This window comes from Paracoccus mangrovi (assembly GCF_042648425.1).
Taxonomy (GTDB): Bacteria; Pseudomonadota; Alphaproteobacteria; order Rhodobacterales; family Rhodobacteraceae; genus Paracoccus; species Paracoccus mangrovi.
This window is the reverse complement of the sequence record NZ_JBHRXJ010000007.1, coordinates 152993-173763: the sequence shown is the minus strand read 5'-3', so window position 1 is coordinate 173763 and position 20771 is coordinate 152993. Positions and strand designations below refer to the sequence as shown.

The following is a 20771-nucleotide window of genomic DNA, read 5'->3' as shown; positions in this document are numbered from 1 at the left end:
ATGGATATTCTCGACCGCATCAAAGCCTATAAGCTTGACGAAATCGCCGCCGCCAAGACCGCGCGCCCGCTGGCCGGGGTCGAGGCCGCGGCCAGCGCCGCAGGCCCCGTGCGCGGCTTTGCCCGGGCGCTGAGCGACAAGGCCGCGACCGGTCATGCGCTGATCGCCGAAATCAAGAAGGCCAGCCCCTCGAAAGGGCTGATCCGTCCCGATTTCGACCCGCCGGCGCTGGCCCGCGCCTATCAGGCCGGCGGCGCCGCCTGTCTTTCGGTTCTGACCGATGCGCCCAGCTTTCAGGGCGCGCCGGAATACCTGACCGCCGCCCGCGCGGCCTGCGACCTGCCGGCCTTGCGCAAGGATTTCCTTTACGACACCTATCAGGTGGCCGAGGCCCGCGCCTGGGGGGCCGACTGCATCCTGATCATCATGGCCTCGGTCGATGATGCCCTGGCGGCCGAGCTTGAGGATGCGGCCCGGCATTGGGGCATGGACGCGCTGATCGAGGTCCATGACCGCGCCGAACTCGACCGCGCCCTGCGGCTGAAATCGCCGCTGATCGGGGTGAACAACCGCAATCTGCGCAGCTTCGAGATCAGCCTTCAGACGACGCTGGACCTTGCGCCGCATGTACCCGCCGACCGCGATCTGGTCTGCGAAAGCGGGCTGTTCACGCCCGCCGACCTGAACCGCATGGCGGATGCCGGCATCCGCCGCTTTCTGATCGGCGAAAGCCTGATGCGACAGGCGGACGTGACCCGCGCCACCCGCGAAATTCTGGGATTGGCGGCATGAGCCTCAGCCATTTCGACGCGCAGGGTCAGGCGCATATGGTCGATGTCTCGGCCAAGCCCGACACCACGCGCGAGGCGGTGGCCGAGGGGCTGGTGCTGATGTCGGCCGAAACCCTTGCGCTGGCGCAGGGCGGCGCGGCGAAAGGCGATGTGATGGGGGTCGCACGGCTGGCCGGGATCATGGGGGCGAAACGCACCTCGGACCTGATCCCGCTCTGTCACCCGCTGCCCATCGCCAAGGTTTCGGTCGATCTGGTGGCCGATCCGGCCCTGCCCGGCATCCGCGTCACCGCCACCGTGCGCACCACCGGCAAGACCGGCGTCGAGATGGAGGCCCTGACCGCCGTTTCGACCGCCTGCCTGACGATCTATGACATGCTCAAGGCCGCGCAAAAGGACATGCGGATCGAAGGGATCCGCCTTTTGTCCAAGACCGGCGGCAAATCCGGCGCGTTCCACGCCGCCCCCTGAAAGGCCCCGCCATGATCTCAGTCGACGACGCCCGCAAGCTGGTTCTGGCACTGGCACGTCCCGCCGGCACCGAAGAGATCGCTCTGGATCAGGGGCTTGGGCGCACGCTGGTCAATCCGGCGGTGGCCGGGCTGACGCAGCCGCCCTTCAACGCCTCGGCGATGGATGGCTATGCGCTGCGTTCGGCCGAATTGCCGGGGCCGTTGCAGGTGATCGGCACCGCCGCCGCGGGCGTCCCCTATGAGGGCGGAACGCCCCCCGGCAGCGCCATCCGCATCTTTACCGGCGCCCCGGTGCCCGATGGCTATGACCGCGTGGTCATGCAGGAAATCGTCGAACGCGAAGGCGATCGGATCACCGTCCGCAACGCCGGAGAGAATCTGAATATCCGCCCGGAAGGGAATGATTTCAAACGCGGTTTTGAATTTCTGCCCCAACGCCCCCTGCGCCCGGCCGATCTGGCGCTGATCGCGGCGATGAACGTGGCACGCATCACCGTAGCCCGCCGTCCACGCGTGGCGATTCTGGCCGGTGGGGATGAGCTGGTGCCCCCCGGCACGGAACCCGCGCCGGGTCAGATCATCAGCTCGAATGACATCGCCATTGCCGCCATGGCGGAAGAGGCCGGCGCCGCGCCCGAAATCCTACCGCTGGCCCGCGACACCGAGGAAAGTCTGCGCGACCGCTTTGCCCGGGCGGCCGGTGCCGATCTGATCGTGACCATTGGCGGCGCCTCTGTCGGCGATCACGATCTGATCGCCAAGGTTGCCGGCGATCTGGGGATGGAACGCGCCTTCTACAAGCTGGCGATGCGTCCGGGCAAGCCACTCATGGCCGGCCGTATCGGGCGCTCCGCCATGCTGGGCCTGCCCGGAAATCCCGTATCGGCAATTGTTTGCGCGAAACTCTTCATGCAACCTCTTATCCAGGCAATGCTGGGCCTGCCTGCCGGTCCTGTGCTGCAACAGGGACGTCTTGCGCATGATCTGCCCCCCGAAGGCGACCGCCAGCATTATCACCGCGCCCGCCTGAGCGCCGGCGACGACCTGCCCCTTGTCGATCCCTTCCCAGATCAGGACAGCGCGCGCCTCTGGCTTCTGGCACAGGCCGATGCATTGCTGATGCGACCCGCCCATGATCCCGCCCGCAAGGCCGGCGAGAAGGTCCAATTCCTGATGCTTTAACGGCTTCTTTACCCGAATCGCCATAATCGTTGACGCAAGGGTTTGACTCCGCTAGAACATTCAAGGAACATGATGGCACTCGCAGCAAGGCAGGAACCGACGATGCTGACCAAAAAGCAAATTCAGCTGCTTGAGTTCATTCAGGCGCGCATGGCGCGCGACGGGGTGCCGCCCTCGTTCGACGAAATGAAGATCGCGCTGGATCTGCGCTCGAAATCGGGGATCCACCGGCTTGTGACCGCATTGGAGGAACGCGGCTTCATCCGCCGCCTGCCACATCGCGCCCGCGCGCTGGAAATCGTGCGCCTTCCCGACAGCCTCAGCAAAGGCAGCGGCTTTCAGCCCCGCGTGATCGAAGGCAGCGCCCCTGAACGCCCCGCGCCCCTGCCGCGCGGCGCATTGGAAATTTCGGTCTCGGCTGTGGAACTGCCGGTCATGGGCCGCATCGCCGCCGGTGTCCCGATCGAGGCGATTTCGGAAGTGTCGCACCACATTGCCGTTCCCGGCTCGATGCTGGCCGGTCAGGATCGCCATTACGCGCTTGAGGTCAAAGGCGATTCCATGATCGACGCAGGCATCAATGATGGCGATGTCGTGGTCATTCGCGAACAGGATTCGGCCGATAATGGCGATATCATCGTCGCCCTGGTCGAGGGGTTCGAGGCGACGCTGAAACGCTATCGCCGCAAGGGTGGCATGATCGCGCTCGAAGCCGCGAATCCGGCTTACGAAACCCGTGTCCTGCCCGAGGAAAAAGTCCGCGTTCAGGGGCGTCTGGTCGGGTTGATCCGCAGCTATTGATTCCCGCGCCTGCCCCGCATCGCCGCGTCCCGGCCGCGACAAACACCGCTGCGGCACAACCACAGCAGTTCACTTGCGCGACACTTGCACCCAAGCGGCGTTGCGGGTCCGCCGCCGCTGGGTTAACCATGTGCGAAACGCGACAGGTCAAGGATTTTCCATGCGCGCTCTGACATTCCGCATTTTCGCTTTGGTCATGCTTGCCGCGCTGCCGGCGCGGGCTTTCGACACCAATGCCCGGGCGGCATGGGTCTATGATGTCGCGACCGGCACCGTGTTGATGGAAAAGAACGCCGATGAGGCGCTGCCCCCGGCCTCGATGTCCAAGCTGATGACGGTCTACATGCTGTTCGAGGCGCTCGAGGAAGGCCGGCTTCAGCTTGACACCCGCCTGCCCGTCTCGACCAAGGCGCGGCAGATGCAGGGATCGACCATGTTCCTGAACGAACAGGATCGCCCCACAGTCGCCGAACTGATCAAGGGCATTATCGTTCTGTCGGGCAATGATGCCTGCGTTGTGGTGGCCGAAGGCCTTGCCGGAACCGAAGCCGCCTTTGCGCGGCAGATGACGGAACGGGGCAAGGCGCTCGGCCTGACCAATTCGACCTTTGCGAATGCATCGGGCTGGCCCGATCCCCGGCATCGGATGTCGGTGCACGATCTTGGCGTCCTGGCCCAGCATCTGATCCAGGACTTTCCCGAATATTACAAGAACTTCGCCATCGAGGAATGGCGTTTCGACAATCGCGCACCCGCCAATCGTCACAACCGCAACCCGCTTCTCGGACTTGGGATCGGCGCGGACGGCCTGAAAACCGGCCACACCCAGGAGGCTGGCTACGGCCTTGTCGGTTCGGCCATTCAGGGGGACCGCCGGATCATCTTTGTCATTTCCGGTCTGCCCAGCGACAAGGCCCGCGCCGAAGAGGCCGAGCGCATCGTGAACTGGGCCTATCGCCAGTTCACAATGAAAACCATCATTCCCAAGGGCGAGATCGTGGCACAGGCGCCGGTCTGGCTGGGCAGTTCCGGCAAGGTCGGCCTTACGACCGAGGATGGCGTCAAGGTGCTTATCCCGGCCGGGTCGCAATCCGGCGTCACCGCCGAGGCGGTTTTCAAAGGTCCGATCGAGGCGCCGATCGCCGCAGGTGACCGCCTGGGCGATCTGGTCGTCAATATTCCCGGCGCCGGCCAGTCCCGCCTGCCGCTGATCGCGGCGACCGAGATTTCGCGTGCCGGGGTACTGGGTCGGTTGCAAAGCGCCGCATTCCGCTTGGGCGAACGCGCCTATCAATTCGCCACCAATTAAGAGCGGCGGCCGCCCCATGTTCATCAGCTTCGAGGGCATCGACGGATCGGGGAAATCGACCCAGGCCAGGCGTCTGGCACAGACGCTTGGTGAACGCGGTCTGGATGTCGTGCTGACCCGCGAACCCGGCGGCAGCCCGGGCGCCGAGGAAATCCGCCGCCTGCTCGTCGAAGGCGGCAGCGAACGCTGGTCGCCGGAAACCGAATTGCTGCTTTTTACCGCCGCGCGCCGCGATCATCTGGAACGCCTGATCCGCCCGGCACTCGACCGCGACGCCTGGGTCATTACCGACCGTTTCGCGGATTCGACCCGCGTCTATCAGGGCGCGGTCCGCGCCACGCAAAGCCAGCTTGTCGAAGAACTGCACCGGCTGATGATCGGGATCGAGCCGGACCTGACCTTTGTCATCGACATCGCGCCCGAAATCTCGTTGCGGCGCGGTCAGGCCCGTGGCGGCAGTGAGGACCGCTTCGAAGGCATGGGATTGGAATTTCAGCAACGATTGCGCGATGGGTTTCACGCGCTGGCCGAGCGGGCCCCCGGGCGCATCCGCATGATCGACGGCAGCGGCAGTCAGGATGAGGTCGCGGCGCGCGTCCTTGCCGCCCTGCCATGACCGAGACCGCCCCCGAAGCCGACCGCGTTCCCGGCGCCCCCCACCCGCGCGAGGCGACGGGGCTGATCGGTCACGATACCGCCGTCGCCGATTTCATCGCGGCCGCGCGCGCGCATCGGCTGCATCATGGCTGGCTGATCACCGGCCCGCGCGGGACCGGAAAAGCCACCCTGGCCTGGCAGATCGCGAAATGGCTGCTGAGCGACAGCGACAGCGACGATCTGTCCAGCGATCCCGATTCCCCCGTGATCCGGCGCATTCGCGCCCTGTCTGAACCGCGGCTGCAACTGATCCGGCGGCCCGTGGATGAAAAGACCAATCGTCTGCGGGCCGAAATCACGGTGGATGAAATCCGCCGCCTGCATGGCTTTTTCCACATGAGCGCCGCCGAGGGTGGGCGCCGGGTCGCGATCATCGACGCCGCCGATGAAATGAACCAGGCATCGGCCAACGCGCTGCTCAAACTTCTGGAAGAGCCGCCACATGACGCGACGCTGCTGTTGATCGCGCATCAACCGGCGCGGCTTTTGCCCACGATCCGCTCACGCTGCCGCGAATTGCGGCTCCATCCCCTGCCGCCGGATCAGATGGCGCGCGTCCTGCACAATCTTGGCGTCGAACACGATGCCACACAGCTGGCGGCATTGTCCGCAGGCTCGGTCGGCGAGGCGCTTCGCCTTTCGGGTCAGGACGGGCTTGCGCTTTATCACCGGATCGTGGCGCTTTTCGCCGAGTATCCGCGCATGGATCGCCGCGCCGCCGCCGTGCTGGCCGAGGCCGCGGCGGGCCGCGCCGGCGCCGATGGCGATCCCTTCGACCTGATGATCACGCTTTTGGACCGTTTCCTGACGCGCGCCGCGCGCACCGGGCTGTTGGGCGCCCCCCTGCCCGAGGCCGCCGAGGGCGAGGCCGAAACCCTGACCCGTCTTGCCCCCGATCCCGGATCGGCGCGGCTTTGGGCCAGCGCGCAGGCGGAACTGTCGGCGCGGGCGCGCAGCGGGCGGGCGGTCAATCTTGACCCTTCCGCACTGGTGTTGGATATGCTGATCGGGCTTGCGAACCAGCCCGCGACCTGATGGGATCCGTCCATGTCCGAACACGCCCCCCTGAACCTGGTGGACAGTCACTGTCACCTGGACTTCCCCGATTTTGACGGCGAAGAGGCCGACCTCGTCGCGCGGGCGCGGGCGACGGGGGTCACGCGCATGGTCACCATCTGCACCCGCATGGGCAATGAACCCCGGGTTCGCGCCATCGCCGAACGCTTTCCCGAGGTGTTTTACGCCGCCGGCATCCACCCGATGTATGCCGCCGAAGAGCCGCCGGTCACTGTCGAACAGCTGGTCGCGCTGGCCGCGCATCCGAAACTCGTCGGCATTGGGGAAACCGGGCTGGATTATCACTATACGGCCGAAAGCGCGGCGGTGCAGGCCGAAAGCCTGCGCGTCCATATCGAGGCCGCGCGCCAGACCGGCCTGCCGCTGATCATCCATTCGCGCGATGCCGATGCCGACATGGCCCGCATCCTGACCCAGGAACATCGCGCCGGCCCCTTCGGCTGTGTCATGCATTGCTATACCAGCGGCCCCGAACTGGCCCGGGCGGCGCTGGATCTGGGGTTTTATCTGTCGATGTCGGGGATCGCGGCCTTTCCCCGCTCGACCGAGATCCGCGAGATTTTCGCCACCGCCCCCCGCGACCGCATCCTGGTGGAAACCGATGCGCCCTATCTGGCGCCGCCACCCTATCGCGGCAAACGCAACGAGCCCGCCTATGTCGCCCATACCGCGCGCGCCGGCGCCGAGGCACTGGGGATCGATCCGGCCGAATTCGCCGCATTGACCACGGCCAATTTCGACCGGCTCTTCACCCGGGCCGCCATATGATCCGGGCGACGATCCTGGGCTGCGGATCGTCGGGGGGCGTGCCGCGGCTTGGGGAACGCTGGGGCGCATGCGACCCCGCCAATCCCCGCAACCGCCGGCGCCGCTGTTCGCTTCTGCTTGAGCGGATCGGCCATGACGGCATCACCCGGGTGCTGATCGACACCGGACCGGACATGGTGCCGCAACTGCTGGATGCCGGGGTCGGCGAACTTGACGCGGTGGTCTATACCCACGCCCATGCCGATCATATCCACGGCATCGATGATCTGCGCCAGATCGTCTATAACATCCGTGCCATGATCCCGGTCTGGGCCGACGCGGCGACGGCCAGGGCGCTGACCGCGCGGTTCGGCTATATCTTTCAGACGCCGCCCGGCTCGCATTATCCGCCGATCTGCGAATTGCACCTGATCCGCGCGCCCTTCACGATCGAGGGCGCGGGCGGTCCCATCGAGCTTGCCCCATTCGAGGTCGATCACGGTGGCACGCCAGCTTTGGGGTTCCGCATCGGCGGGCTCGAGCAAAGCCTTGTCTACCTGCCCGATGTGCTCAGCATCCCCGAAGATGCCTGGCCCATGATCACCGGCTGCGACGTGTTCATCTGTGACGCGCTGCGCCGCGATCCGCATCCCAGCCACGCCCATCTGGCGCAGACGCTGGCATGGTTTTCGCGCGCGGAATGCGGGATGGGCGTGACCACGAACATGCATATCGATCTGGATTACGACGCGGTCCTGCGCGAGACGCCGGAAAATGTCACCCCCGCCCATGACGGCATGAGGATCGAGCTGATATGAGCGCGCTTTTCGACGTCATCCTTCCGGTTTTTCTGGTGGTGGGGTTCGGCTATCTGGTCTGTTGGCGGGGCATGCTGTCCGAGGTGGCGGTCGATGGCGTCATGCGCTTTGCGCAGAATTTCGCGGTGCCGGTCCTGTTGTTCAGCGCCATGGCCAAGCTGGATCTGGGGGCGAATTTCAACCCGCTCTTGCTGATCTCGTTCTATGCCGGGGCGTTCCTGTCCTTTGGTCTGGGCCTTTCGGCCGCCTATTACTGGCTCAAACGCCCGCTTGAGGATTCGATTGCCATCGGCTTTGTCTGCCTGTTCTCGAATTCGCTTCTTCTGGGCATTCCGATCACCGAGCGCGCCTATGGCCCCGACGCGCTTGAGGGCAATTTCACCATCATCGCGATCCATTCGCCGATGCTTTACACATTCGGCATCACGCTGATGGAATTCGCGCGGGCGCGGGGTCAGAACCTTTCGGTGGGCCGGGTCGCGCTGCGGGCGCTGTCGGGGGTGCTGCACACACCGCTGGTCATCGGCATTCTCAGCGGGTTGACCATGAACCTGCTGATTCAGGCCGGGCTGGTCATGCCCGAGGGGTTCTGGGGCGCGGTCGACATGATGGCGCGGGCGGCGCTGCCCTCGGCTCTGTTCGGGCTGGGCGGCGTCCTTTACCGATACCGCCCCGAAGGCGAGATGCGCGCCATCCTGATCTGTTGCGCGGCCTCGCTGATCGTGCATCCCGCGGTTGCCTTTGGGCTGGCCAAGCTCTTTGGGCTGAGCGTGGCGGAAATACGCTCGTCCGTGGTCACGGCCAGCATGGCTCCGGGGGTAAACGCCTATCTCTTCGCCGCGCTTTACGGCGTGGCCAAGCGGGTCGCGGCCTCGGCGGTGTTGCTGGCGACGGCGCTGTCGATCCTGACCATCTGGTTCTGGCTGAGCGTCCTGCCCTGATGCGAAAACGCCGCCCCCGGGGGGCGGCGTTCCGAGATTTCGGGGTCCGGGCCGGATCAGTGCGGGGTCACGCCGCGCAGGCGTTCGGACCGGCGGCGCAGAAACTCGACCGTGGTCAAAAGCGCGATGGAAAAGATCACCAGAAGCGTCGCCACCGCAAGGATTGCCGGGCTGATCTGTTCGCGGATGCCGTTCCACATCTGGCGCGGGATGGTCTGTTGATCGGGACCCGCAATAAAGAGCACGGCAACCACCTCGTCAAACGAGGTGACAAAGGCGAACAGCGCCCCCGAGATCACCCCCGGCAGGATCAGCGGCATGGTGATGCGGAAAAACGTCGTGCGCGGATTGGCCCCAAGGCTGGACGCCGCCCGGTTCAGCGACTGGTCGAACCCGACCAGCGTCGCCGTCACCGTGATGATGACAAAGGGAATGCCCAGCGTCGCATGGGCCAGGATGACCCCCAGATAGGTGCCCGCGAGCTTGCCGCATTCGATGCTGATCCCGAACCAGGTCAGTATTTCGCAGGGGTTCGAATAGAAAAAGAACATCCCCGTCGCGGTAATGATGATCGGCACGATCATCGGCGAAATCAGGATCGCCATGATCGCCCGCCGCCAGGGCATTTCCGGCCGCGACAGGCCAAGCGCGGCCAGCGTGCCCAGCACCGTCGCCAGAATGGTCGAAAACACCCCGATGATGATCGAGCTTTTCGCCGCGCTGATCCATTTGGCATTGTGCCAGGCATCCGACCACCAGCTGGCATCGCGCGCCGCATCGGGGTTGGTCATGCCAAAGGTCAGCAGGCTGTCATACCAGCGCAGGCTATAGCCATCCGGGTCAAAGGACAGCATCTTGTCGGTAAAGGTGAAATAGGGCTCGGCGTTGAAGCTGAGCGGGATCACCACGACGATCGGCGCGATCAGAAAGAAAAAGATCGCGCCACAGATCGTCAGATAGGCATAGTGCCAGATCTTTTCTCCGGTCGAGGCATAGGTCGGAAGCGCCATCTAGATCACCCCAGTTTCAGATTGTCGATGCCGACCAGCCGGTCATAGACCCAATACAGGATCAGAACCCCGCCCAAGAGCATCGCCGCCAGCGCCGCCGCCATGGACCAGTTCAGCGTCCGCGTCATGTGCATGGCGATCAGGTTGGAAATCAGCTGCCCGCTCGACCCGCCGACCAGCGCCGGCGTGATGTAATAGCCGACCGCAAGGATAAAGACCAAAAGCGCCCCCGCCCCCAGCCCCGGCAGCGTCTGCGGGAAATAGATGCGGCGGAACGCGGTCCAGCTTGTCGCGCCCAGGGACCGCGCGGCGCGGACATAGGACGGGTTGATCGTGCGCATTACCGAATAAAGCGGCAGGATCATGAAGGGCAAAAGGATATGCGTCATCGCGATGATCGTGCCGGTCTGGTTATAGATCATCTGCAAGCGCTGGTCGTCGCGGATGATGCCCAGCCAGACAAAGACGTCATTGACCACGCCCTGCTGTTGCAGCAGCACCATCCAGGCGGTCGTCCTGACCAGAAGCGAGGTCCAGAACGGCAACAGCACAAGGATCATCAAGAGGTTCGACTTGCGCATCGGCAGCGTCGCCAGAAGATGCGCGATCGGAAAGCCCAGCACGAAGGTCGTGAAGGTGATCACAAGCGACAGCCACAGCGTGCGCATGAACAGCATAAGATAGACCCGCTGCTGTTCGGCGACGCGCACGATATCGCCGTTCTCGTCGCGGGTCATGTCCATCGCCGCAAGATAGAAATTCGCGGTATAGGGCGACGAGGCCTGACGCATCACCGACCACAGCTGCGGATCGCCCCAATCCTTGTCCATCGCCAGAATGGCGTCGCGATAGGGCGGCTCGATCCCGCCGCGCGCCTTGCGGCCCGCCGCGGTGAACAACGAGCGCGTGCCCGGCATGTCATAGTTGATGCGGGTGCCGACGACGCCGATGCTGCGCGCCTCGGCCGAGCTTTGCAGATCGGCGGCCAGTGCGGCCCAAGCCGCGTCATCGGGCGCGGTGCCCGCCGGGTTTTCGTGAAACCACGCCGAAAGCTGCGGCATATGCGCGGAAAAGCCGTCATTCTTGACCGAGCGTTGCAGCATCTGTCCGATCGGCACCACGAATGTGATCAGCACGAACAAAAGCAACGGCAGCACCAGCAGAAAGGCGCGGCGCCGCGCGCGGCGCGAACTGCGCGCCAAAGCCTTGGCCAGCGGCTGTCCGTCGGCGGTTTTCAGCGTCCCGCCATCGTCAAGGCCGGTGGCCTCAAGCACGACGGCGGCATGTGGGTCGAGCGGGTTGGCCATCTTGATCCTTTACCGGACAAGCACTTGCATCATGCCGCCGCCCGGGATGCCGGGCGGCGGCCCGTGATCAGTTCGCCGCCAGCCAGGCGTTGAAGCGCTCGGCCATTTCGGCGTCGTGATCGGCCCACCATTCCGGGTCATCCATGACGGCGGTTTTCATATGGTCGGGATTGGTCGGCATATGCGGACCCATTTCGGTCTTGCCGTCCTGATAAAGGCCGACCAGCGCCGCCGAGGATTTGCGCGCCGGACCATAGGCGATGTATTTCGCCTGATCGGCCAGCCGCTGGGTGTCGGTGGCGAATTTCAGATATTGCATTGCAGCTTCGGGATTGGGCGAATCCTTGGGGATCGCGAACATGTCCAGATCCATGTACTGGCCGTCCCAGATGATTTCGAAGGGCTTGCCCTCGCCCACCATCGCGTCGAAGAAGCGGCCGTTATAGCCGGTGGCCATCGTCACCTCGCCATCCGCCAGAAGCTGCACCGGCTGGGCGCCGGCTTCCCACCAGACCACGTCCTTTTTGATGGTGTCGAGTTTCGCGAAGGCGCGGTCGACGCCCTCGGGCGTGTCCAGCGTTTCATAGATCGCGTCGGGCGCCACGCCATCGGCGATCAGCGCCAGATACAGCGTGCGCTTGGGGTTCTTGGGCAGGCCGCGCTTGCCGGGGAATTTCGCGGTGTCAAAGAAATCTGCCGCCGTCTTGGGCGGATTTTCGGCGAATTTGGTCGTGTCAAAGGCGATGACCGTGCCCCAGAAGATGTTCGCGACCGCGCATTCCCGCAAGGCGCCGGGGATAAAGTCGTCGGCGGCCGGGGTGCCGTCGGGCGCGGCCGGCAGGTCCTCGGGCTTGATTTCGACCAGCGCGCCCTCGTCGCACAGGCGGATCGCGTCCGACACCTCGATGTCAAAGACGTCGCCGGTGATGTTGCCGGCCTCGATCTGGGCCTTGAGCGGCGTCGCCGGGTTGTCGGCGGCCATCATGTTGACCTTGATCCCGGTCTCTTTCGAGAAGGGGATATTATAGGCCTCGACCTGCGATTTCTCATAGGCGCCGCCCCAGGAGACGACGTTGACTTCCTGGTTCTGGGCCTGCGCCGCGAACCCCAGACCGCACAGGGCCGACGTCAGGATGAGCGTTTTCTTCATGGTTTACTCCCGTTGGATTGTCCCGGCCTTTTGCGGCCGTATTCCTTGACCTGTTGGTATCCGGCCCGTTCGGGCCTTTCTTGGCCGCGGCGGGGCAGTCCCCGCCGCGACAATCGCATCAGTTCGCCGCAAGCCAGGCGTTGAAACGTTCCTGCAACTCGGCATCGTGATCGACCCAGAAATCCAGGTTCGATGCCAGCGCCTGTTTCATGTTCTCGGCGAATGTCGGCAGGTTCGGCCCCATCGGCACATCCGTGCCCTCGATATTGCCGACCAGGGCTGCGGCCGAAACGCGCGGCGGGCCATAGCTGATGAATTCGGCCGCGCGCGCCTGTTGTTCCGGCGCGGTCGAGAAGGCGATGAATTCCTTGGCGGCGTCCAGATCCGGGGCGCCCTTGGGAATGACCCAGCCTTCCATTTCATAGATCTGGCCGTCCCAGACGATCTTGAAGGGTTTGCCCTCGCCCTGCGCCGCGTTGAAGATCCGGCCGTTGAAGGCAAAGGCCATGCTGACCTCGCCATCGGCGAGAAGCTGCGGCGGCTGGGCGCCGGCTTCCCACCAGATCACGTCCTTCTTGATGCTGTCGAGTTTCGCAAAGGCGCGGTCGATGCCTTCGGGCGTGCCAAGCACCTTATAGACCTCGTCCGGGGCGACGCCGTCGGCCATGAGCGCGAATTCAAGATTGAACTTGGCGCCCTTGCGCATGGTGCGCTTGCCCGGAAACTTGGTCAGATCAAAGAAATCCGCCGGGCCGGCGGGTTTGGCATCCGCAAATTTGGTGTCGTCATAGGCCAGCACCATCGAATAGACATCGGTGCCCACAAAACAGTTGGTCACCGCGCCGGCGATGAAATCCTCGGTCGCGGGCAGGCCATCGGCGGTTGGCGTCAGGATCGCGGGGTCGATTTCCTCAAGCAGGCCCTCGTCGCACAGGCGCACCGCATCGGCATATTCGACCGAGGCGACATCGGTGGTGACGTTGCCCGCCTCGGCCTGGGCCTTGATCGGGGTCGCCGGGTTGTCGGCATCCGACACCACGACCTTGATGCCGGTCTTGGCCTCGAAGGGCTTGGCATAGGCTTCGACATGGCTGTTGCCATACGCACCGCCCCAGGACAGCAGATCGACCTGCTTGTCCTGCGCCTGTGCGGTGGCCGCGACGGCGACCAGGGCCGAGGTCAGTATGAGCATGCGTTTCATGGGATCTCCTTGCTTCAACGCGATTTCATTCGACGCGAGTCAGACCGGGTCCAGTGCCCGGGCATCCTCGGGGTGCCAGCCGATGCGGATCGTTTGTTGAGGCGAGAGTTTCACCTGACCCAGCGTGTTGCGATATTTCATCACGAAATCGTCCTGCCCCGCGACTTTCAGCCGGGCACGAAGGATATCGCCCATATAGACCACGTCCTGAACCTGCGCCTCGATGGTATGGGCGTCGCGGGGCATCAGCTCGGGCTTGAACTCGACCCGCTCGGGGCGGATCGAAACGGTCGTCGCCTGTCCGCCTTCGCGGATATTGACGGCGGTGGCGTCGATCAGATCGCCATTGCCCAGCCGCACAAGCGCCTTGTCGCCGTCCAGCTTTTCGATGGTGCCGTGCAGGGCGTTGTTTTCGCCGATGAACCCGGCGACAAAGCTGTTGCCGGGCTGTTCATAGAGGATGGGCGGCGGGGCCAGCTGCTGGATGCGGCCGTCATTGAAGACGGCGATGCGGTCCGACATGGTCAGCGCCTCGCCCTGATCATGGGTGACATAGACCACGGTGATGCCCAGCCGGTCATGCAGCGCCTTGATTTCGAACTGCATATGTTCGCGAAGCTGCTTGTCCAGCGCGCCCAGCGGCTCGTCCATCAGGACCAGCTTGGGATCAAAGACCAGCGCGCGGGCCAATGCGATCCGCTGCTGCTGACCGCCCGAAAGCTGGGCCGGACGGCGATTGACGAACTTGCCCATCTGCACCATGTCCAGCGCCCGGTTGATACGCTGCTCGCGCTCGGCCTTGGACATGCCCCGCACTTCCAGCGGGAAGGACAGATTCTCGCCCACGGTCATATGCGGAAACAGCGCATAGTTCTGAAACACCATGCCGATGCCGCGCTTGTGGGGCGGCACGTCGTTGATGTTCCGGCCGTCCAGCAGGATCTGGCCATGGGTCGCGGTTTCAAAGCCCGCAAGCATCATCAGACAGGTCGTCTTGCCCGAACCGGATGGCCCCAGCATGGTCAGAAATTCGCCCTTGCCGATCGAAAGATTGAGATCTTTGACGACAAGTGTTTGACCGTCATAACTTTTTTGAACGTGATCAAAGACAACGAACGCGTCGCTGCCAGGCTGCGATGTCACGATGCGGGCTCCCTGTTCTATGGTTTTTAGTTCCGCCATTTCAGACTAAGCGGGCGCCGCGACATATTGCAACTGACTTGTTTGGTGAGTGCATGGGACGCAGGCGACGTTTTTCAGGTGGCCTCGCGTCAAGGGCGGCGCCCCTCATGACCTAACGTCAGCCATTGCCGGCGGCAGGGGCCGCGGACGCCCGTCTTCGTCAAGCGCAACAAAGACAAAGGTCGCCTCGGTGACCTTGTGGCGTTCCTCGGCCTCGCGCGAACGGCGCCAGGCCTCGACATGCAGATGCATCGAGCTGCGCCCCTCGCGGATGATGTTGGCAAAGACCGAAACCTCGTCGCCAACCTTGACCGGCTGGTGAAAGGTGAACGAATCGACCGCCACCGTCGCACAGCGGCCGCGCGCGCGCCGGGCTGCGACATTGCCCGCCGCCAGATCCATCTGCGCCATCAGCCAGCCGCCAAAGATATCGCCCGCCGGGTTGGTGTCGGCCGGCATGGCCGTGGTGCGGATCGCCGCATTGCATGTCGGATAGTCGTCGTTCTGCATTCCGGCCGCATCCTTTTGTTGTCACCCGCCGGCCCGGAATGCCGGGCGCGCCGGGGATCAGGTTGGACGCAGGATGCCGCATCCGTCAATGCCCCAGCCGCGCCCTCAACTCGGACGTTGACGGCTGCTCAAGATCGGATCATCGAAGAGCAGCGGCGCCGGTGCGTTGCGCAGTCACGCCCTTCGCGCGTGCCTGTTGCAAGACGCGCGCCGCAGTTCTTGAGAATGAGGAAACTGTTCATCATGCAAAGACGACTTGCGGCCGAAGCACTCGGCACATTCTGGCTGGTCTTCGGTGGTTGCGGCAGCGCTGTGCTTGCCGCGGCCTTTCCCGATCTGGGGATCGGCTTTTTCGGCGTGGCCATGGCCTTTGGCCTGACCGTGCTGACCATGGCCTATGCCGTGGGCGGGATCTCGGGCGGGCATTTCAACCCCGCAGTCACCATCGGCCTGACCGTGGCCGGAAAATCCGACGGCAATGCGATGATCCCCTATATCATCGCGCAGCTGGCGGGGGCGATTCTGGCGGCCGCGGCGCTTTATGTCATCGCCTCGGGCAAGGCCGGCGTGGATCTGGGCGGGTTCGCCGCCAATGGCTATGGCGAGCATTCGCCGGGCGGCTATTCGATGATCTCGGGCTTTCTACTGGAAACCATCCTGACGGCGTTCTTCCTGATCGTCATTCTGGGTTCCATCCATGGCCGGGTGCCCAAGGGGTTCGCGCCCATCGCCATCGGTCTGGCGCTGACGCTGATCCACCTGATTGCGATTCCGGTGACCAATACCTCGGTCAACCCGGCGCGTTCGACCAGCCAGGCGCTGTTCGCGGGCGGTTGGGCCATCGGCCAGCTGTGGATGTTCTGGGTCGCACCGATTCTGGGCGCCGTCATTGGCGCGCTGATCTGGAAGGGCGTGGGCGAGGCGGACTGAATCCCGGTCCGAAAGACGTTGCCGGGCCATGTGGCCCGGCGACATCGGGGGGCTTTCCGCCCCCCGCACCCCCCGAGGATATTTGCGTGAAGAAGAATCCGCCTATCGCGTCAGGGTCCGGCCCGGCGGCTGGTCGCGCGCCGCGTCGACAAAAGCAGGTTGGTTTCCGAGGTCATCACCCCCTCCATGTTGCGGATGCGGCGGATCACCTCGTCAAGTTCCGCAAGTGATTCCGTCGCCAGTTCGACGATCAGATCCCATTTCCCATTGGTCGAATGCACCGCCATGACCGCCGGCAGGCCGGTCAGGCGCGCCGTGATGCGGTCGCCGCCCCGCCCCTCGATTCCGATCATCATCAATCCGCGCACCGGAGCTTCGGAAATATCGGCGCGGGTCAGCACGATGAAGCCGGCGATTTCGCCCGCCGCCTTGAGCCGTTCCAGCCGCAGCCGGACCGTCGCCCGGCTGACCTGTAGCCGGTCGGCCAGTTCCGAGATCGAGGCGCGGCCATCGCGGCGCAATTCCGCGATCAGCCCGTGATCAAGATCGTCCATAATGGCGGTTTATCTTTCCAGATTGGTTCATTGGATACCCAAACTAGTCAATAATTCGATTGAAGTCACCACATCCTGAAATGATCCTTCGGGAAAAGGAGACCAGAGATGACCCGAATTTCCCTTATCGGCGCCCCTGTCGATTCCGGTCAGCGCCGCCGCGGCTGTCTGATGGGGCCCGCCGCCTATCGCGTCGCGGGCATCGACCAGCTGCTGGGCGAGCTTGGCCATGAGGTCAAGGACCTAGGCGACCTGGCCCCCGGCGTGCTGCCCCATGCCAGTTGCGACAATCCCGCCGTCGACCAGCTTGAGGAGACGCTGGGCTGGACCAAGACGCTGCGCAGCCGGGTGTCCGAGGTGCTGGCCGGTGGCCGCATGCCGATCGTGCTGGGCGGGGATCATTCGCTGGCGCTGGGATCGGTTGCGGGGGCAGCCGAACATGCCAATCGCGCCGGCCGGCCGCAATTCGTGCTTTGGCTGGACGCGCATAGCGATTTTCACACGCCGCTGACCACCGTGTCGGGCAATCTGCATGGCACGCCCGTCGCCTATATCGCCGGGCGCAGCGGCTTTGACGCCTTTCCGCCCTTTCCCGCCCCGATCCCGGCCGAGCGCATCTGTCTGTTCGGAATCCGCAGCGTCGATCCGGCCGAACATGCCGCCCTGTTGCGGTATGACATCGCGATGAACGACATGCGCGTGCTGGACGAGCGCGGGATCGTCGCGCCCTTGCGCGAATTTCTGGACCGGGTGCGGGCCGCGAATGGCCTTTTGCATGTCAGTCTGGACGTCGATTTCCTGGATCCGTCGATCGCGCCCGCCGTCGGCACCACCGTCCCCGGCGGCGCCACCTTCCGCGAGGCGCATCTTGTCTGTGAGCTTTTGCATGAAAGCGGGCTGATGACCTCGCTCGATCTGGTCGAGTTGAACCCGTTTCTGGACGACCGTGGGCGGACCGCCAAGCTGATGGTCGATCTGGTCGGCTCACTCATGGGCAAGAAGGTCTTTGACCGCCCCACCCGCAGCTATCATTGAGTATTCCCATGCTGAAACCGTCAAAAACCGCCTTCGTGCCCTTTGTCAGCGTCGAGAACATGATGCGGCTGGTGCTGCATATCGGCATCGAAAAGGTGCTGACCGAGCTTGCCGCCGAGATCGAGGCCGATTTCGCCCGCTGGCCGCTCTTCGACAAGACCCCGCGCGTGGCCAGCCATTCCGATGTGGGCGTGATCGAGCTGATGCCGACCTCGGACGGGGAAACCTATGGGTTCAAATACGTCAACGGCCATCCCTCGAACATGAAGCGGGGTTTGCAGACCGTCACCGCCTTTGGCCTTTTGGCCGATGTGGCGACGGGCTATCCGCTGATGCTGTCGGAAATGACCATCCTGACCGCGCTGCGCACCGCCGCGACCAGCGCGATGGCTGCGAAATGGCTGGCACCCAAGGGGGCCACCACCATGGCGATGATCGGCAATGGCGCGCAGGCCGAATTCCAGGCGCTGGCCTTCAAGGCGATCTGCGGGTTGCGTGAGGTGCGGCTTTACGACATCGACCCGGCGGCCACCGAAAAGGCCGCGCGCAATCTGGCCGGTCAGGGGCTGACCGTCGTACCCTGCAAATCCGCCGAAGAGGCGATCATGGGCGCGCAGATCATCACCACCTGCACCGCCGACAAGCAATATGCCACCATCCTGACCGACAACATGGTCGGCAGCGGCGTGCATATCAACGGCGTCGGCGGCGATTGCCCCGGCAAGACGGAACTGCATCGCGATATCCTGCTGCGCTCGTCGATCTTTGTCGAATACCCGCCCCAGACCCGAATCGAGGGCGAAATCCAGCAGCTGGACCCCGATCACCCGGTGACCGAGCTGTGGCAGGTCATCACCGGTCAGGCCGAGGGGCGCCGCGACGCGCGCCAGATCACGCTGTTCGACAGCGTGGGCTTTGCCATCGAGGATTTCTCGGCCCTGCGCTATGTCCATTCGCGGCTCAAGGGGACCGGCCTTTATCAGGATCTGGACATGATCGCCGATCCCGACGATCCGCGCGACCTGTTCGGGATGATCCTGCGCGCAGAGGCGGCAAGCTCGACTGCGGCCTGACCGGCTTGCGGCGGGGCGCGCCTTGCCGCAATTACGGCCAAACTTCACGAGGTTCCCATGACGCCCATCTTTCCCGGACTGCGCATCGAATCGGCCGAGCTGCGCATCGTCCGCCTGCCGTTGCTGACGCCTTTTGTCATTTCGACCGGGACAATGACGGAAAAGGTGTTTCCGCTTTTGACCCTGAGGGCCGAGGGGCTGGAAGGCTATGGCGAGGGCGTCATGGACACGCTGCCCGACTATCTCGAAGAGACGCAGGCCGGCGCCCTGCCTTTCCTGCGCGAGGCGCTGTTGCCGCAGATCGTCGGCCGCCGTTTCGCCAGCCCGGCGGAACTGGGCGCGGTTCTCGATCCGTGGCGCGGCCACCGGATGAGCAAGGCGATGGTCGAAATGGCGGTCTGGGACCTCTGGACCAAGGCGCTTGGCCTGCCTTTGTCGGCGGCGCTTGGCGGCGTGCGCGACGCGGTCGAGGTCGGCGTCAGCCTTGGCATCGCCGATATCCCGACCACGCTGGACCGGGTGCGCAGCGCGGTCGAGGGCGGTTACCGGCGCATCAAGCTCAAGATCAAGCGCGGGCATGATCTGGACCTGCTGGCCGCCATCCGGGCCGAGTTTCCCAAAGTCAAGCTGACCGTTGACGCCAATACCGATTACCGGATGGCCGATCTGCCGCGGCTCAAGGCGATGGACGAATTCGCGCTGGACTATATCGAACAGCCTCTGGCCTTTGACGATATTCTGGACCACGCGAAAGTGCAGGCGCATCTTTTGACCGCGATCTGTCTGGACGAAAGCATCCGTTCCGCCACCGATGCGCGCCATGCGCTGGTGGCAGAGGCGGCGCGCGTCATCAACATCAAGGTCGGCCGCGTGGGCGGCTTTGGCGCGGCGCGCGCGATCCACGATCTTTGCGCCGCATTCGACGTGCCGGTCTGGTGCGGGGGCATGCTGGAATCCGGGATCGGCCGGGCGCAGAACATCCACCTGGCGACGCTGCCCAATTTCACCAAGCCGGGCGATACCTCATCCTCTAGCCGCTATTTCGCGCAGGATATCGTCAACGAACCGCTTGAGGCCGAGGCCGGGCTGATGGCGGTGCCGCGCCACGGGCCGGGGCTTGGCGTCACGCTGAACCCTGCGGTGCTGGACCGCGTCACCAGCCAGACCGAGGTATTCCGTCCATGAGCGCGATCACCTTTCGCGAGCTTGCCTCGATCGGGGAAATGAAGCGTGCCGAGGATCTGCAACGCGCGGTCTGGGGTCAGGACGACATGCCCGAGAATTCGGACCTGATGCTGGCCTTGCAGCACGAGGGCGGGTTGATCGCCGGTGCGTTCCGGGGTGACGAGATGCTGGGATTCCTGCTGGCCTTTCCCAGCGCCCTGCCCGGCATCCAGCATTCGCACCGTCTTGCGGTCCTGCCACAGGCGCGCGGGCTGCGGCTTGGGGTGGGGCTGAAATGGTTTCAGCGCGACTGGTGCCTTGCGCGCGGGATCACCCATGTGCGCTGGACCTATGATCCGATCCGCGCGGTCAATGCCGGGTTGAACGTGGCGGCGCTGGGGGGGACCTCGGACACCTATCTGAACGACTATTACGGGGTGATGACGGGCATCAATGCCGGGCTGCCCTCGGACCGGATCATGCTGGATTGGCATCTGGACCGCCCCGAGGTGACCGCCCGCGCGGCCGGGCCAGCGGCGGCATCGGCGGCGGGGTCCGGGACTGCGGCCATCATTCCGCCGGCCCGGACGGTCGCGATCCCGCGCGACATCGACGCGCTGTTGCGCAGCGATCCCGATGCGGCGCTGCGGGCGCGGATGGATCTGCGCCACGCGCTGAGCGAAAGTTTTGCCCAAGGGTTGCGCATCACCGGATTCGACACCGCAAGCGCCGCCTATCACCTGGGCTGAATGCGAATGGCGCCGGCAACAGGTCGACCAGCCGCCGCCAAACCCGCCTTACCGAAATCGACAAGCAGGCCGGCACCGCCGGAAATACCAAGGGAGAGAGGTTGAAATGC

22 protein-coding genes are annotated in these 20771 nt (G+C 64.5%); 15 read left to right on the top strand and 7 right to left on the bottom strand.

What is annotated here, in order from left to right; translation table 11 throughout:
- The 10 genes from trpC (at position 1) to ACFOMH_RS11455 (ending at position 8796) form a co-directional block, all read left to right on the top strand.
- Positions 1 to 792: an indole-3-glycerol phosphate synthase TrpC gene (gene trpC, locus ACFOMH_RS11500; protein ID WP_377744613.1), complete on the top strand. Its 792-nt coding sequence runs from the start codon at positions 1 to 3 to the stop codon at positions 790 to 792.
- Positions 789 to 1262 (top strand): cyclic pyranopterin monophosphate synthase MoaC, encoded by a 474-nt coding sequence (moaC, locus tag ACFOMH_RS11495; protein ID WP_377744611.1) that lies wholly within the window; start codon positions 789 to 791, stop codon positions 1260 to 1262. The genes trpC and moaC overlap by 4 nt, the downstream gene beginning before the upstream one ends.
- Before the next feature lie 11 nt (positions 1263 to 1273).
- Complete coding sequence (locus ACFOMH_RS11490) at positions 1274 to 2446, top strand: molybdopterin molybdotransferase MoeA (protein ID WP_377744609.1); 1173 nt, start codon at positions 1274 to 1276, stop codon at positions 2444 to 2446.
- Positions 2447 to 2548: 102 nt separating this feature from the next.
- Positions 2549 to 3247, top strand: a complete 699-nt coding sequence (gene lexA, locus ACFOMH_RS11485; RefSeq protein WP_377744608.1) for a transcriptional repressor LexA — start codon at positions 2549 to 2551, stop codon at positions 3245 to 3247.
- A 160-nt stretch (positions 3248 to 3407) separates the two neighbouring features.
- Positions 3408 to 4556 (top strand): D-alanyl-D-alanine carboxypeptidase family protein, encoded by a 1149-nt coding sequence (locus ACFOMH_RS11480; RefSeq protein WP_377744606.1) that lies wholly within the window; start codon positions 3408 to 3410, stop codon positions 4554 to 4556.
- A 16-nt stretch (positions 4557 to 4572) separates the two neighbouring features.
- On the top strand, positions 4573 to 5172 hold the full coding sequence (gene tmk, locus ACFOMH_RS11475) for a dTMP kinase (protein WP_374423078.1): 600 nt from the start codon (positions 4573 to 4575) through the stop codon (positions 5170 to 5172).
- Positions 5169 to 6248, top strand: a complete 1080-nt coding sequence (locus ACFOMH_RS11470) for a DNA polymerase III subunit delta' (protein ID WP_377744604.1) — start codon at positions 5169 to 5171, stop codon at positions 6246 to 6248. The genes tmk and ACFOMH_RS11470 overlap by 4 nt, the downstream gene beginning before the upstream one ends.
- Positions 6249 to 6260: 12 nt before the next feature.
- Positions 6261 to 7058 (top strand): TatD family hydrolase, encoded by a 798-nt coding sequence (locus tag ACFOMH_RS11465; RefSeq protein WP_377744603.1) that lies wholly within the window; start codon positions 6261 to 6263, stop codon positions 7056 to 7058.
- On the top strand, positions 7055 to 7855 hold the full coding sequence (locus tag ACFOMH_RS11460; protein WP_377744601.1) for an MBL fold metallo-hydrolase: 801 nt from the start codon (positions 7055 to 7057) through the stop codon (positions 7853 to 7855). Before ACFOMH_RS11465 ends, ACFOMH_RS11460 begins: the two co-directional genes overlap by 4 nt.
- Entirely contained in the window at positions 7852 to 8796 is a 945-nt protein-coding gene (locus ACFOMH_RS11455; RefSeq protein WP_374423071.1) for an AEC family transporter, read from the top strand. The genes ACFOMH_RS11460 and ACFOMH_RS11455 overlap by 4 nt, the downstream gene beginning before the upstream one ends.
- Before the next feature lie 56 nt (positions 8797 to 8852).
- Here the strand turns inward: ACFOMH_RS11455 and ACFOMH_RS11450 are convergent, their stop codons facing one another.
- The 6 genes from ACFOMH_RS11450 to ACFOMH_RS11425 all read right to left on the bottom strand — a co-directional run bounded on the left by ACFOMH_RS11450 (position 8853) and on the right by ACFOMH_RS11425 (position 15156).
- Positions 8853 to 9806, bottom strand: a complete 954-nt coding sequence (locus tag ACFOMH_RS11450; protein WP_374423069.1) for an ABC transporter permease — start codon at positions 9804 to 9806, stop codon at positions 8853 to 8855.
- Between the two features lie 5 nt (positions 9807 to 9811).
- Positions 9812 to 11113: an ABC transporter permease gene (locus ACFOMH_RS11445; RefSeq protein ID WP_377744599.1), complete on the bottom strand. Its 1302-nt coding sequence runs from the start codon at positions 11111 to 11113 to the stop codon at positions 9812 to 9814.
- 67 nt (positions 11114 to 11180) lie between these two features.
- A complete protein-coding gene (locus ACFOMH_RS11440) occupies positions 11181 to 12263 on the bottom strand; it encodes an ABC transporter substrate-binding protein (protein ID WP_377744597.1) in 1083 nt (360 codons plus the stop codon).
- A gap of 118 nt (positions 12264 to 12381) precedes the next feature.
- Positions 12382 to 13464, bottom strand: a complete 1083-nt coding sequence (locus ACFOMH_RS11435) for an ABC transporter substrate-binding protein (protein ID WP_374423063.1) — start codon at positions 13462 to 13464, stop codon at positions 12382 to 12384.
- 39 nt (positions 13465 to 13503) lie between these two features.
- A complete protein-coding gene (locus ACFOMH_RS11430) occupies positions 13504 to 14607 on the bottom strand; it encodes an ABC transporter ATP-binding protein (protein WP_377744595.1) in 1104 nt (367 codons plus the stop codon).
- 144 nt (positions 14608 to 14751) lie between these two features.
- Positions 14752 to 15156, bottom strand: coding sequence for an acyl-CoA thioesterase (locus ACFOMH_RS11425; protein WP_374423059.1), 405 nt, complete (start codon positions 15154 to 15156; stop codon positions 14752 to 14754).
- A 243-nt stretch (positions 15157 to 15399) separates the two neighbouring features.
- Here ACFOMH_RS11425 and aqpZ point away from each other — a divergent pair, with 243 nt between their 5' ends.
- A complete protein-coding gene (gene aqpZ / locus ACFOMH_RS11420; protein WP_377744594.1) occupies positions 15400 to 16086 on the top strand; it encodes an aquaporin Z in 687 nt (228 codons plus the stop codon).
- A 110-nt stretch (positions 16087 to 16196) separates the two neighbouring features.
- Here aqpZ and ACFOMH_RS11415 read toward each other — a convergent pair whose 3' ends face one another.
- Positions 16197 to 16640 (bottom strand): Lrp/AsnC family transcriptional regulator, encoded by a 444-nt coding sequence (locus ACFOMH_RS11415; RefSeq protein ID WP_374423057.1) that lies wholly within the window; start codon positions 16638 to 16640, stop codon positions 16197 to 16199.
- Between the two features lie 108 nt (positions 16641 to 16748).
- Between ACFOMH_RS11415 and rocF the strand changes: the two genes are divergently transcribed.
- Genes rocF through ACFOMH_RS11395 form a run of 4 tightly spaced genes read left to right on the top strand, consistent with a single transcriptional unit; the run spans position 16749 to position 20661 of the window.
- Positions 16749 to 17675: an arginase gene (gene rocF, locus ACFOMH_RS11410; protein WP_374423056.1), complete on the top strand. Its 927-nt coding sequence runs from the start codon at positions 16749 to 16751 to the stop codon at positions 17673 to 17675.
- Positions 17676 to 17683: 8 nt separating this feature from the next.
- On the top strand, positions 17684 to 18748 hold the full coding sequence (locus ACFOMH_RS11405; protein ID WP_377744592.1) for an ornithine cyclodeaminase: 1065 nt from the start codon (positions 17684 to 17686) through the stop codon (positions 18746 to 18748).
- A 57-nt stretch (positions 18749 to 18805) separates the two neighbouring features.
- A complete protein-coding gene (menC, locus tag ACFOMH_RS11400; protein WP_377744590.1) occupies positions 18806 to 19933 on the top strand; it encodes an o-succinylbenzoate synthase in 1128 nt (375 codons plus the stop codon).
- A complete protein-coding gene (locus ACFOMH_RS11395) occupies positions 19930 to 20661 on the top strand; it encodes a GNAT family N-acetyltransferase (protein WP_377744588.1) in 732 nt (243 codons plus the stop codon). Before menC ends, ACFOMH_RS11395 begins: the two co-directional genes overlap by 4 nt.
- The last annotated feature ends 110 nt before the right edge of the window (positions 20662 to 20771 follow it).